This is a genomic window from Nostoc sp. DSM 114160 (genome assembly GCF_053470305.1).
In genome coordinates this window covers 300,601-314,248 of sequence record NZ_JBPFGO010000001.1, presented here as the reverse complement: position 1 = coordinate 314,248, position 13,648 = coordinate 300,601, and the positions used below count along the sequence as shown (strand labels likewise).

Annotated in this window: 9 protein-coding genes, 1 tRNA gene and 1 pseudogene; 5 read left to right on the top strand and 6 right to left on the bottom strand. The window is 42.7% G+C overall.

The window, feature by feature from the left end:
* The first annotated feature begins 445 nt into the window (after positions 1 to 445).
* Both NSTCB13_RS01380 and NSTCB13_RS01375 read left to right on the top strand, forming a co-directional pair.
* Positions 446 to 2,464, top strand: coding sequence for a GAF domain-containing sensor histidine kinase (locus tag NSTCB13_RS01380; RefSeq protein ID WP_445629935.1), 2,019 nt, complete (start codon positions 446 to 448; stop codon positions 2,462 to 2,464).
* Positions 2,465 to 2,472: 8 nt separating this feature from the next.
* Positions 2,473 to 3,060: an SRPBCC family protein gene (locus NSTCB13_RS01375; RefSeq protein ID WP_445629936.1), complete on the top strand. Its 588-nt coding sequence runs from the start codon at positions 2,473 to 2,475 to the stop codon at positions 3,058 to 3,060.
* A 93-nt stretch (positions 3,061 to 3,153) separates the two neighbouring features.
* On the opposite strand, the gene NSTCB13_RS01370 is transcribed toward NSTCB13_RS01375, so the two are convergent.
* Positions 3,154 to 3,226, bottom strand: a tRNA-Glu gene (locus NSTCB13_RS01370).
* A gap of 326 nt (positions 3,227 to 3,552) precedes the next feature.
* Between NSTCB13_RS01370 and NSTCB13_RS01365 the strand changes: the two genes are divergently transcribed.
* The 3 genes from NSTCB13_RS01365 to NSTCB13_RS01355 all read left to right on the top strand — a co-directional run bounded on the left by NSTCB13_RS01365 (position 3,553) and on the right by NSTCB13_RS01355 (position 7,051).
* Positions 3,553 to 5,472, top strand: a complete 1,920-nt coding sequence (locus tag NSTCB13_RS01365) for a cation:proton antiporter (protein WP_448271175.1) — start codon at positions 3,553 to 3,555, stop codon at positions 5,470 to 5,472.
* A 449-nt stretch (positions 5,473 to 5,921) separates the two neighbouring features.
* Positions 5,922 to 6,488 (top strand): hypothetical protein, encoded by a 567-nt coding sequence (locus NSTCB13_RS01360; protein WP_448271174.1) that lies wholly within the window; start codon positions 5,922 to 5,924, stop codon positions 6,486 to 6,488.
* A 146-nt stretch (positions 6,489 to 6,634) separates the two neighbouring features.
* A complete protein-coding gene (locus tag NSTCB13_RS01355; RefSeq protein WP_448271173.1) occupies positions 6,635 to 7,051 on the top strand; it encodes a hypothetical protein in 417 nt (138 codons plus the stop codon).
* Between the two features lie 419 nt (positions 7,052 to 7,470).
* Here NSTCB13_RS01355 and NSTCB13_RS01350 read toward each other — a convergent pair whose 3' ends face one another.
* The 5 genes and pseudogenes from NSTCB13_RS01350 to NSTCB13_RS01330 form a co-directional block, all read right to left on the bottom strand.
* Positions 7,471 to 9,150, bottom strand: coding sequence for an iron uptake porin (locus tag NSTCB13_RS01350; protein ID WP_445629940.1), 1,680 nt, complete (start codon positions 9,148 to 9,150; stop codon positions 7,471 to 7,473).
* A gap of 132 nt (positions 9,151 to 9,282) precedes the next feature.
* Positions 9,283 to 9,912 carry a Crp/Fnr family transcriptional regulator gene (locus tag NSTCB13_RS01345; RefSeq protein WP_445629941.1) on the bottom strand — a complete coding sequence of 210 codons (630 nt, stop codon included), beginning with the start codon at positions 9,910 to 9,912 and terminating at the stop codon, positions 9,283 to 9,285.
* 432 nt (positions 9,913 to 10,344) lie between these two features.
* Positions 10,345 to 11,013 (bottom strand): phosphate signaling complex protein PhoU, encoded by a 669-nt coding sequence (gene phoU, locus NSTCB13_RS01340; protein ID WP_445629942.1) that lies wholly within the window; start codon positions 11,011 to 11,013, stop codon positions 10,345 to 10,347.
* Positions 11,014 to 11,041: 28 nt separating this feature from the next.
* Positions 11,042 to 12,362, bottom strand: a pseudogene (locus NSTCB13_RS01335) (sensor histidine kinase).
* A gap of 53 nt (positions 12,363 to 12,415) precedes the next feature.
* Positions 12,416 to 13,168, bottom strand: a complete 753-nt coding sequence (locus NSTCB13_RS01330; RefSeq protein WP_094349166.1) for a winged helix-turn-helix domain-containing protein — start codon at positions 13,166 to 13,168, stop codon at positions 12,416 to 12,418.
* Between the last annotated feature and the right edge of the window lie 480 nt (positions 13,169 to 13,648).

The following is a 13,648-nucleotide window of genomic DNA, read 5'->3' as shown; positions in this document are numbered from 1 at the left end:
ACTGAGAGTTACGGAGATCGAGGAGTAGCTTGTTAAACCTACTAGTTTTTTCAATAAATGTAATAAAGCTTTATAAAGCAAGTTACGTAATTTTACGCGCTCAAAAGGGGAATTTTGCTGTGATTCCAGAGAAATTACGGTTTATGTATACTTACAGACAGGATAAAGTTAATAAATTATTTCAAGACAGTGCAGTTAAAAATAAGCTAACTTAAGCATTTATAGGATATTTTGAGTATTTTATTACTTATGTCCCAATGTAGCAATTTGCTTGATGTAGTGGAAATTTGGTCATCTGATATAGAAAAGGGCTATAACAGGTGAGAGAAAGTATTCACACAAAATTTGTCAATTATCAGGGTGTAGCAACACAACTAACGGTGAAGAATATGCCAAGAGGTTGGGTGCAAGAACAATGGGGTTACTATCCGAGGGCGTGCCAAAAATGAAAAAGCCTTTATCATCGCCGCCACATTACGTAGATGACATAGATCGACTACAACCTTACCAAGTCAAGCTGATGCAGCATCAGGAAGAACCTGCCCGCGAATTGGTACAAAAGATTAACCAAATCATTGCTAATGGCTCTGCTACGGCTTTGATGCTGCAAGAGATTGCCCAATTGCTAGGAGTTGCGTTTCAAGTAGATTGCTGCTGCTTAGTTTCAGTGGCAGATGAGACATCAGACGAAGCAACTACTACTAATTGGTGTGCTGATGAGTTTCTAGGGTTGCCACACCCAGAAGAAATGTTTTCGATGGAACAGTTGCTTATGCACTCGCCAGTGTTACAATGTGCTGCCCAACCATTGACTATTGAAGACATTTCCATCATTCAGAATAGTCTGGTAATTGGGTGTCAATATTTACCACTACCGATAAAAGCGGTTTTGGCAATTCCCACTCGCTTTGGTGGCAATAATAATGGAGTGATTAATCTGATTAAATTCCAACCTTATGAATGGAGTGAATCAGAAAAACAATTGCTCAAAGAAGTGGAGTCGGCTTGCGCGATCGCTTTTTCTGGAGTGGCACAAGCTCAACAAATTACTCATCAAGAGCAGTCCCTGCAAAAAAGTAAGCACCATCAAAGCTTGATCAAACAATTAACCATATTGAGTCGTAGCAACTTGGAGCTGAATCAAATGCTTCAGTTAGTTATCGCCTCGACAGCCGAATCTCTACAGGCAGATCGGGGTTTGCTCATCTTACTAAAATATACAGATCCGCTATTTAAGACTCAAGCTAAAAAACAAATCCCCAAAGCGAAAGCTAGTGTAATCGCCCAATGGGCTAGAGAAACACAAAATTCTGGCACTAGTAAACTAGACACCTTAGCTGAGTCTTTCTTGATTTCAGACTGTGGTTTATGCCAGCGTGCCTTCATGGATTCTGGAAAACCAGTAATCTTTGATGACTATACAGATCAAAACGATACCTTGACCTCTGCTCCATTATTTGCGATAGAGAAATTGCCTGCGGTACTTTTAGTGCCATTGGAAAGTCAAGGTAAAATTTTAGGATTCGTGGTGCTACAGCAAGCTGTGATTCGCAATTGGCAACCAGAAGAATTAAATCTTGTGGAAATGGTTTGCGCTCAAGTGAGTAACGCCATAATTCAGTCACAGACATTGCGCCAAGTGCAAATGTTGGTAGATGAACGGACGGCGAAACTCCAAAGTAGTCTAGAACTCCAAGCGAAATTGCATGAAAGAACCCGGCAGTATGTCGAACAGCTGCGGAAACTTAATGAACTCAAAGATGAATTTTTGAGTAACATGAGCGATCGCCTACGCTATCCTTTGACAAATATGCTGATGTCAATCAAAAACTTGCGGTTGCCAGGAATAGCACCAGAACGTCAGGGTAGATATCTAGATATTCTTGAGCAAGAATGTTCAAAAGAAATCAACTTGATTAATGACTTGTTGACACTCCAAAAGCTAGAGTCGCCTCACGAAGCCCCGCAATTAGAATCTATAGATTTAAATACTAGAATTCAGGATATAGCAGCATCTTTCGAGAAAAAACTTGGCGAAAAAGGATTAAAAATTTCTATAGATTTGCCAGAAGAATCGCTGAAACTGCAAACTGAACTGGAGAGCTTTGACCGCATCCTGCAAGAATTATTAACCAATGCCTGTAAATACTCAGAGCCTGATACAATAGTCCGCCTTGAAGCGGCTCACCGAGTCGAGCAGCAAATCGATCGAGTTATCATAAAGGTGACGAATACAGGACGTGCCATCTCTGAAGAAGAAGCGACCTACATCTTTGATAAGTTCCGTCGTGGAAAAGGGCGCTGGACTCCAGGGACTGGCTTGGGACTTGCTTTAGTCAAGTCTTTAGTGCAGCATCTGAATGGAGCGATCGCTGTTGAAAGTCTGCCAATTTCGGATTCTGAACAGAGTGAAATTTGCTTCACCTTGACTCTGCCCCAATTTTCTGACGAAAGCAAACCATAATTCTGAAAGTGACTAAAAAACAGAACACGACAGAGAACCCTGACTTGCAATCTTCCACTGATATCACCAACCTAGAAGAAGATTTGCTTGCTCAGGTAGAAGTTCAAATTGAGAAAATAGCAGAGCGACAGCGGCAAATCAGTGCTAAAGTCCAAATTCCCCATCCAGTGGAGCAAATCTGGAAGGTTCTGACAAATTATGAAGCCTTACCAGACTTCCTCCCCAACCTTGCTAAGAGTTGTCTAATCGAGCATCCCGATGGTGGAATTCGACTGGAGCAAATAGGCTCCCAACGCTTACTGAATTTCAACTTTTGTGCGCGGGTAGTTCTAGATTTGGAAGAATGCTTCCCTAAAGCTATTAATTTCCGCATGGTAGAGGGAGATTTTAAAGGCTTTTCTGGTAGCTGGTGCTTAGAGCCTTATGCTTTCGGTGAGTCTTTCGGAACAAATCTGTCCTACACAATTCAAGTTTGGCCTAAACTCACTATGCCAGTGGGAATTATTGAAAATCGTCTGAGCAAAGATTTGCGGTTAAATCTTCTGGCTATTCACCAACGTGTAGAAGAACTAGCCAGCAAAGAACCGTATACATAACAACAACCAACCATCATTCAGATGTATTTCTGAATGATGGTTTTTATTGCTACATTTCAAATAAAAAAGCTTTTGCTTTTTATTGTTTTTAAGTACCCCCAGGGGAATTCGAATCCCCGTTACCTCCGTGAAAGGGAGGTGTCCTAGGCCTCTAGACGATGGGGGCATCGGACTCAGACCTTTTATAAGTTAACCAATTTCCTTGCCGTTGTCAACAGGTTTTGCCAAAAAAAGTTTGTGGCAGCTAAACTGGGTGGAAGCAAAAGCTTGAAGAAGATACAAAGATATGGAGACACATAAAAAAGTCTGTAGATGCTTTTGTAGTCAGCCGCAAGGTGCGTCAGCCTTGGGCGCTGGGAATTTTGAAGTATACACATATCTAAAAAACGCTGAAGACAGCAAGGAACAAAGGGTATGATGTTGTACCCTGTAGAGTTGATATCTACGGTTTTTTACAAAAGATTTTGAAATAAATCGCTCAAAATCTACAATATGGAAGCATCTTTTGAAATCACCATACAGATGGCGATCGCCGTCTTTGCAGGCATTAGCGCCCAAGTGCTGGCTGCATACCTTCGTGTACCCAGCATCGTCTTGTTATTGCTGTTGGGCATTTTATTTGGCTCTGATGGCATAGGGCTATTGCATCCCCATTCGCTAGGCACTGGACTGGAAGTTATAGTCGCCCTCGCAACGGCAATTATTTTGTTTGAAGGCGGACTTAACTTGGATCTGCGTGAGTTAGGTAGAGTTTCTGTCAGCTTACAATTGCTCGTCACTCAAGGAACGCTAATTACCCTACTTGGCGGGAGTATGGCTGCTCACTGGCTGGGTGAATTTCCCTGGAACATAGCCTTTCTCTATGCTTCCATAGTCGTGGTGACAGGCCCAACCGTCGTTGGCCCATTGCTCAAACAAATCAATGTAGATCGACAAGTGGCAACACTTTTGGAAGGAGAAGGAGTTTTAATTGACCCTGTAGGGGCTATCCTCGCCTTCGTTGTCCTCGATACGATTTTGAACGGCGATGCTGACCCGCTCAATGCGATCATCGGCTTACTGATGCGCCTGGGTGTGGGAGCAGCAATTGGTGGTGCTGGGGGTTATCTGATGAGTTTGATTTTTAAACGCGCCACCTTTCTGTCATTTGAGCTAAAAAACTTAGTGGTGTTGGCGATACTTTGGAGCTTGTTTACCTTATCGCAGATGATCCGCAGTGAATCGGGAGTCATGACAACAGTAGTTGCAGGGGCAGTCTTTGCTAACTCCTCAGTCCCGGAAGAACGTCTGTTACGCAGCTTTAAGGGTCAGCTGACAATTCTCAGCGTTTCGGTACTATTTATCTTATTAGCTGCTGACCTATCCATTGCCAGTGTGTTTGCTTTGGGTTGGGGTAGTTTATTCACTGTTTTGGTACTAATGTTTGTCGTTCGCCCGATCAATATCTTGTTGTGTACCTGGAACAGTGACTTAAACTGGCGACAGAAACTGTTTTTAAGTTGGGTTGCTCCGAGAGGAATTGTTGCTGCCTCTGTAGCTTCTTTTTTTGCGATTTCGTTGACACAGCGAGGCATTAACGGCGGTGATTCCATCAAAGCTTTAGTTTTCCTCACAATTATCATGACTGTTGTCTGCCAAGGGCTAACAGCTGGCTGGGTTGCTAAATGGCTGCAAATCACCTCCAAAGACGTAACTGGGGCAGTGATTGTGGGTTGTAATCCCTTGAGTCTTGTGATTGCTCGTTTCTTTCAAGAACGGGGAGAAAACGTGGTGATGATTGATACCGATCCCGATTGTCTTGTGCAAGCCGAGGCGCAAAATCTCCGGGTAATTGCCAGCAGTGCGCTAGATGCTGCGGTTTTAGAAGAGGCCGGACTTGCCTCTATAGGTACTTTTTTGGCGATGACAAGTAATGGCGAGGTGAATTTTGTTTTGGCTCAAAGAGCAGCTGAGGAGTTTAAACCTCCGCGCGTCTTAGCTGTTTTTCCCCGCGATCCGCAAGCGAGTACCTCGACTAGTAATAAAGTTAATCAAGCTTTTATTCCAGACTTAGCAATTAAAACTTGGAATGAATATTTGAACGATGGGCGAGTGAAGTTGGGGACAACTACGCTAGATGAGTTGGAATTCTCGACTCAATGCGATCGCATCCAAGAAAAGATTCGGACTGGATTTTTGATACCCTTATTGCTAGAACGAGCAGAACGCTTACAGGTAATGCCAGCGAACCAAGATTGGGAAATTGGCGATCGCATTATTTATCTGTTACATGACCCCAGACCTAGCCTTTTAAAACGCTTATCTGGTGCCACCCAATCCACTCCCCTCTCTTTAGAAAAGTTACCAGAGGTTGAAGACCTATCTCTGGCCCAATTATCTCAACTTTCTACTAGTGAGGCTTCTGGAGGATGAGGGGATTGGGGAAGAGAGGCAGGGGAGCAGAGGGGCAGGGGAGCAGAGGAGCAGGGGGAAGAGGGGCAGAGGAGCAGGGAGAAGATGCTGTAGTTTCCCAGCAATAGAGGGTTCCAGAACAAATAAATTTATTTCTGCTTAATGTTAAATATTTATTTCGAGATGCATCGCACAAGAAATAATGCGTCTTAAATCAAGCGCCTAAATTTATTTATGGGCTTTTCTTCCTGCCCCCTCTACCGTGTATACACAAGTCGGATGTAAAGTAGGTGCAGAGGATTTTTGAGAAGCAAAAACATGGATAATCCAATCTTAATTCACGCTGCGATGATACCAGCAAAGGCATTTGGAGACGCTCGGTTGATAAAAAGGGGGCAGCATTATATGAAGCGATACAAAAACACCAATCGATAAATATCCGGCAAATAAGTCGAAATTGGGCAGAACAGATGGGTTATTATCGGTTTTTGGAGAATGAAAATATCACAGTATCAGAACTAGTACGTAGGATTGCGGTTGATTGCCAGCTTCATGTAGCAGAAAAGCACATATTAGCGATAAGTGATAGTAGCGAAATCAACTTGCAGTCTCATTTAGGTAGGCTGTCACCAGCAGGATTAGGAGTAGTAGGAAACAACACAGATGTAGGGTTTTATATTCATCCAACACTGGTATTGGATGGTGAAAGTGGATTTACTTTGGGATTAAGCACCATACAATTGTGCAGCCGAGATATTGACCATGCAGATAAATATGAACGGGGCTATAAAAATTTACCAATTGAGGAGAAAGAATCCTACAAATGGTTAGCATCGGCATCGGAGAGCCAGAAATGCTTTGAAGCGGGTAGGGCAAAGATGGGAACTCACATTGGCGATCGCGAATCTGACCTATTTGAGGAATTTGCCACTGTACCCAACAAAAACAATCATTTACTGATCCGCGCTTGCCAAGACCGTCGATTGTTAGGGCGATCTCAATCACTGTTCGACTACTTGAGGGGAGCAACCATGTGAAGGTACTTATATCATTAACATACCTACAGACTCACGTCGAAAGCGAATGCCAAGAGAAGCAATGCTTATTGTTCGTTGTGGACAAGTTGAGATTCAACGCCCAGATAAATTAAGCGTTTTTGGCTATCCCACTAGCGTAACCCAAGTTGGCTGTTGAAGCTTTGGAAGTCCAACCACCCGCAGGAGAAGAACCGATTCATTGGCGGTTACTAACCACACACGAAGTTGTTTGCTTAGAACAGGCACTGCGAGTGATTCAATGGTACGGGTGGCGATGGAAGATTGAACAACTCTTTGCCACCCTCAAAACAGCAGGATTAAATTTAGAAGCTACTCAGTTAGAGTCTGCGATCGCTATTCAACGCCTGACAATCTTGGCTTTGTCCGTAGCTGTCCGAACCTTACAAATGGTTGAAGGGCGCGACAATACTCAGCTTTCGGCTGCGCTTACCTTTTGTGAAAAGCAGCAACAATGCTTAGGAGTAATTCAATCTTCTGTTGAAGGTGATAGCGAAAAACTGCAAAATCCTTATCCCCTGGGTTGTTTACCCTGGGCTACTTGATTAGGACTTACGCATTGACAGAAAAGCCAAAATGACAAGTATACTTTTCAAGGCTTATAGCTAGATTTTTCAATAAAATTTTAGCGATCGCACCCAATCAAGGGTGATTGACAAAAGCCTGAAACAACGTATTTACGTTGATACATAAGATAGTTATTTTGTACAGTGCGTAAGTCCTAACTTGATCCAAAAGCTCGCCTGGGTGGATGGTCTGGTTACTTCTCTCAAAGACTTCCGGGGATGCATACCCTCGTTCGAGGTTTGAGGCAATTTGAATCCATCTTTTTAGGCTGGAAACTTGCTCAGGGTGGACTTGTGTATACACGGTAGCCTAGTAGGAGAGGGGAGCAAAAACTCTCCTCCCTCGCCTTTTAGGAGAGGGAGGCTGTCCGGGAGAGGTCTGTCAAACTCACGTAATTTTAGAAGGTGAAAGTAGTACGTAGAGTACCTACGTATTCAGTGTCGTTAGCGTCGTTGTGCTCTGGATTGAAAATTACCAACAAGCCAGGTGTTACCTGAATATTATCGGAAACCTTGTACTTGTAAAGACCCTCTAAGTGATAAGAAGTACTGTCGTCAAAGGTAGTATTGCCGGCAACATTTTTGATGCTACCACCAGTAACTCTGGGTGGTTGACCAAAGATCACGCCTAAAACACTGCCTTCTCCACCAAAGTCTTTCAAAGCAAGCGATCCAGCCCAGTACCAAACATCTGCGTCTGTACCCGCATTTGCACCAGTCAAAGCATCAGCAGTTGTATAACCCCCCCAACCACTAATAGTCAAGGTAGAGCCAAGTTGCAAGGAAGCTTCTATACCGTAGTTATTGGATTCAGTGCGAGTACCAACTCCAAAGGGGTTATTGGCAAAAGCGCTACCTGTTCCTTGGAAGAGACTGTTAGCTGCATTGCCAGCGAAGTAACTACGGGCGTAGGTTAGACCAATATTGAAGGCTTTGCTGGGTTTGAAAGTTAATTGACCGAAGATGGTGTTATCACCATCGAACAGCCCATTATTAATACCGGGATTATTAGCACCAAAGATATTACCAGTACCACTTGAAGGTGCTAAATAAGCACCAGTCAAACTGATAGCTTTGTTAGGATTTAAAGTAACAGTCAAAGCAGCAGAATTTTGACCTTGACGGTAAATCGGGCTAAAACGTCCATAGCGAGAGAGCGCGCCTCTAGCAGAGCTTGTAAAGTCAGGGTTGAAGGTGTTTACGTTTTCGTATAATTCACCACCACTAGCATCAACTTTGACACGCACCGCGTCAGAAAAGTTGAAAGCATAGTTGATTTTATCAATCGCAACACCATTGCCGGTATCTCCATCAAAAGCCAAGCGGGTCATGTTAGTACCAGTACCGGTTGCAACACCACCAACAACGCTACCAACATTAGAAATGGTATTGTTAGCATTCAAACGGATTTGCAACTGGTCTGTACCAGTGAAACTGCTGAGTAAGTTCAAACGAACGCGATCGCTAAAAGTGGTGTTATAATTCAAGTCTTGAGTAGGAGCACCACCAGGAACTGCTCTACTGTCACCAAAAACATCAGACACGGCGAAAATTGCTTCTCCAACCAACTTGGTGGTAGTGGAGAACTGATTAGCTTCCAACTCAGAAGTGCGGGCTTCTAATCCATCTACACGACCGCGCAGAGTTGCTAGTTCCGCAGAATATTCTTCTTGCAAGCGCTGTAAAGTAGCTAAATCTTGTTTGCTGACCAAATCGGCAGTAGCTGTAGCAATCAGTTCGTTAACCCGATCTAAACAGGCATTCAAACCTGCGGCAAATTCATAACGGGTTAAAGCACGGTTTCCACGATAGGTACTGTTAGGATAACCTGCAATACAGCCATAGCGCTCAACTAGAGATTGTAAAGCTTGGAATGCCCAATCTGTAGGCTGCACATCCGAAAACTGAGAAACTGATGTTACCTGACTCATTTCGTTAGACTCTTGAGTTTCAGATAACTCGCCAACATTTGTTACCTGTTCGTTAACTTCAGCAGCTAAGGCACTATTAGCAACGAAAAATGTAGCTGCTAATACAAGTGGACTAACCTTAAAAAGATTCCAGAATCGTTTTGTCATGTTTTTTGTTTCACTCACACCTACAATAATCCAGCCATGAGAAAATGCTTTTAACACTTCTCTTTTGTGGATTTCACACACAATCACAGCAACGATTATACCTTTACCCTGTGATTATTACAAGCAATTCATTTAACATGCTGCTGAACTATAGTTTTTAATTAATTGATTAGGTAATCGCAAGATAATGCGGCGTTTGTGACGTAAAACTGTTCCTTCTTCTTCTAACTGCTGTAAGAGTCGGGTAACAGTTACTCGCGTAGTATTTAAAACTTCAGCAATATCCTGATGGGTAATATTTAAATCAATTAGCTTGCCCTTATCTATGTCACGTCCAAATTTTTCACTTAACCAGACTAAAAACTGCCATAAGCGTAGCGAAGTTGGTTTTTGATGCACAATGCTTAGTAGATCCTCTGCTTGTTGAATATGAGACAACAAAGCATTAATATCTTGATGCCACAAATGAGGTGGCACAATGCTTACTTCTACGCCCGTGAGACATTCAATCTGGTAGGGTTTCACTTTAGACAAAGGATAGCCAATCAGATCCCCTAGTCCCCAATAACCAAGAGTGATGAATGTGCCATCTTCACTCCACGTTAAGGTACGAACTGCACCATATTCAATTCGCCAAATTACGTCATTGTATGGTGGAATTACTTCCCGACGGGTAAATATCTGTTGGGGTAATTGTCCGCCCAAAGCAGAACCATTTGACACGGTAGAAGAGTTTGAAGTAGGAATTGGGGAATACATCATTAACCGTAACTACATAATTATCAGGGAATCTCGCTATTTACAATGATTAAGAATCTCTAATAATTTGTATCAAAATTTGCCTATCTTAACTGAAAGTCTATTCTTCTCAATTCAGAGCTAGGAACTAACTCAAAATCTTCTGATGGTAACAACTTTTACTTAAGGGATTTATCAGTGAGATATAGCCAAAATTTTTAGTTGTTTATCCGCTACTTTAATTGTGTAAGTTTAAGAATAGGTAAGCTTTTAGTAAAATATTCGGTTAACTTATTTTTTATTATTTGGTATTTTCTGAAGACTAAGTAAGTATGTAGGCGCAAAAATTATGAAGATATTAGGGTGGAATAGCACTTATTAAATCGCTGGATTTAGATCCCCAACTTCTTACAGACATCTGGAGGGTAGAAGTCGGGGATCTTTGCAGCATATCAATTAGGAGCGTTGACCGGTGACAATATATGCTACCCTTTGACCGATATTCGTAGCGTGATCTGCCATACGTTCCAAACAACGAATTGCCAGTGCTAGCAGTATAATTGGCTCGACTACACCAGGCACATCTCGTTGTTGGGCTAAAGTCTGATAAACGCGATCGTAAGCATCGTCTACAGTATCATCCAAATGCTTTAAACGGCGTCCACCCGCTTCATCGAAATCTCCTAAAGCCTTTAAGCTAGTTGCCAGCATCGCCTGCGCGTGAAGGGACATAGCTTCAATGTCGGGTAAAGACGTATGAGGCGCATAAGGAAAAATTTTAATCGCAATTTCAGCTAAATCCTCAGCATAATCGCCAATCCGCTCTAAGTCTCGCACCAACTGCATAAAGGCACTTAAACAGCGCAAATCTGAAGCTGTAGGCGCTTGTAGCGTCATAATCGCCGTACAGTCTGATTCGATTTGACGATAAAAGCGATCGATCTTTTTATCTAATCGGGGAAGTTCTTCAGCTGCTGTTAAGTTACGAGCAAATAACGCTTGGTGGCTGAGGCGAAATGATTGTTCTACCAAAGCACCCATGCGTAATACATCCCGTTCTAAGCGCCTAATAGCGCGTGCGAGTTGTGGTCTTTGAGGATTGGGAGTATTATCGACGGCTTTCACACTTGTTGTCTCAAAGGTGAAGATATTACTAACTATAGTCTTGGCTTAGGGAGTTTGCCATAACTTCAGGAAATTGGAGTTGCATCCACGCACCACCAGTTTCTGGATGGTTCATCGCTTTGATTGAACCACCGTGAGCGATTAGAATTTGCTCAACGATCGCTAATCCTAATCCATTGCCGACAATCGCTCCTATGGAGTTACTATCTTGGGGAGAATGGGTTCGCGCTTTATCTCCTCGATAAAATCGTTCAAAAACGTGGGGTAAATCTGCCTCAGAAAAGCCGACTCCAGAATCAATAAGATTTATTTCCAAGATTGAGGAAGCAGGATCGTTATCCTTTGTTGATAATATTTTCGCTTCAACATGAATACTTGTGCAAGGAGGACTGTACTTAATGCTATTGTCTAGCAAATTCAGAAAAACCTGGTAAATCCGGGGTTTATCTGCCTTAATCCACAGATTTTCGGGGCCAGAATAAGAAAAAGACAGATGTTGGCGTTGTGCCAAGGGTTCTAGTGTTTCCCAAACAGATGCAATCAGCGATCGCAATTCTACAGCTTTGGCTTGCAATTGCATATTTGGGTTTGCTTCCATTTGGGTAAGGGTCTAACCAGCTTTGCACTAAGTTAATCAATCGGTCGACTTCTTGCATCAGGCGGTTAACCCAGCGATTTAAAGGTGGTTCTAAACGGTTTTGTAAAGTTTCTACAACCAAACGAATTGAAGTTAGCGGCGTTCTGAGTTCGTGTGCTAGATCGGAAAAAGAGCGATCGCGTACTTGATTTATATCTAATAGGGGTTGACGATTTTCTAAAAATACTCCCACTTGTCCATTGGGTAAAGGCAAGCTAGAAGCCCGCAAAGCCAGAGATTTGATTGTTGCCATCTCTGCTGCATCATCACAAGATGGATGAAATACCCATTCTCCCGTCTGGGGTTTTTGGCGATCGCGAGTTTGCTCAATTAAATGGTCGAGTTCATAAGACCTGACCAACTCCAATAACAAGCGCACCTGTTCTGGTTGCCACCTTTGCAGATACAAAATTTCCTGCGCCTGTCGATTGCACCACAGCAGTTGATTTTCCTCATCCACCTGCAAATATCCCACTGGAGCAAAATCTAGCAGGTCTTGGTAAGTTTGCAATGACTGCTGCAAATCTTGTCGCTGCTGCTTCACCATTGCTATTTTCTGCTGCAATCCAGGAATCAGCAGCAGTCCCATCTTGTCAGAATGCGAGGTTAACGGTCGCAGTAAGCGCCCCAGGTAGCGGTTAAGTTGAATCTGTTGCCAAATCCAAAACCCAATGCCTACCGCTAAACCCAAAAAAAATCCCAATAAAAGCATTTGAGTTGTTAGTTTCTTGGTGACTACTAAAAACTAACAACTATCCCAACTAATTATCCAAACCTATAGCCAAAACCTCTTACAGTCACAATATATTCAGGATGACTGGGGTCTTGCTCTAATTTTTCGCGCAACCACCGAATGTGAACGTCTACAGTTTTACTATCGCCGACAAAATCCGGTCCCCAAACCTGATCGAGTAATTGCTCTCGTGACCATACCCGGCGGGCGTAACTCATAAACAATTCCAGCAAACGGAACTCTTTGGGAGAAAGACTCACTTCTTGACCGCGAACTAGCACGCGACATTCTTGGGGATTTAAAGAGACATCCTTAAATTTTAATACTGGTATTGGTGGTAAATTACTTAAGCGTTGGCGGCGGAGTAAAGCGCGACAACGAGCCACTAACTCGCGCATACTAAAGGGTTTGGTCAGGTAGTCATCTGCACCCACCTCTAACCCCAAAACACGGTCAGTTTCACTACCCTTGGCACTGAGCATTAAAATAGGTACTGGGTTGCCTTGATGACGCAGCAAACGGCAAATATCTAGCCCATTGATTTGCGGTAGCATCAAATCAAGAATAACCAGATCGAAGGGAAGTTCCCCTGAATTGGTTTCAAAACTTTTAAGATACTCTATAGCAGACCGCCCATCGGGGGCAGTTATCACCCCATAACCTTCTTCTTCCAGAGCTACAGCTAGCATTTCCTGGATTAATTCTTCATCTTCTACTACTAGAATACGGCTGGTTTGTCCAATGTCCGTTCTGGCAGAGTATTTGGTCGATTCACTGGTATACATTGATATCACAAAAGTCTAGGACTGTGCTTGTATCAATTAGGATGATTAACTCTATTATCTCGCTTTACTGCAACTGCGCTTCTACTAGGGTTAATTCTTTTAGATTTTATTTACATAAAGTAACATACACCACAGCAGTCTCCTAAATCATAAATCACTGTGCCTGCAAGCTTGTAGATAGTTTTTTAATTAAAGATTTTGAATTTTCGATTCTGTCTTCACAAGATCCAAAGACATTATTGCATGAAGGATTATCTTGACAGAGGAGATTCATTTAGGTATATTTATCTTAGTACAAAAATACTACTAAGCCTCAAAGGGAAAACTATAACTGAAAAACAGAAAGACATATATGTGGAAAATTCGTACCCACTAAGTGTCAGATGTGGATCATTTCAGTATTTCCACCGCGTTAAAAATGTTGATTAAAAGGCTACTCTGATGTCTGCATAGGGTAGTCATTGGTATGGCTTGCTACCC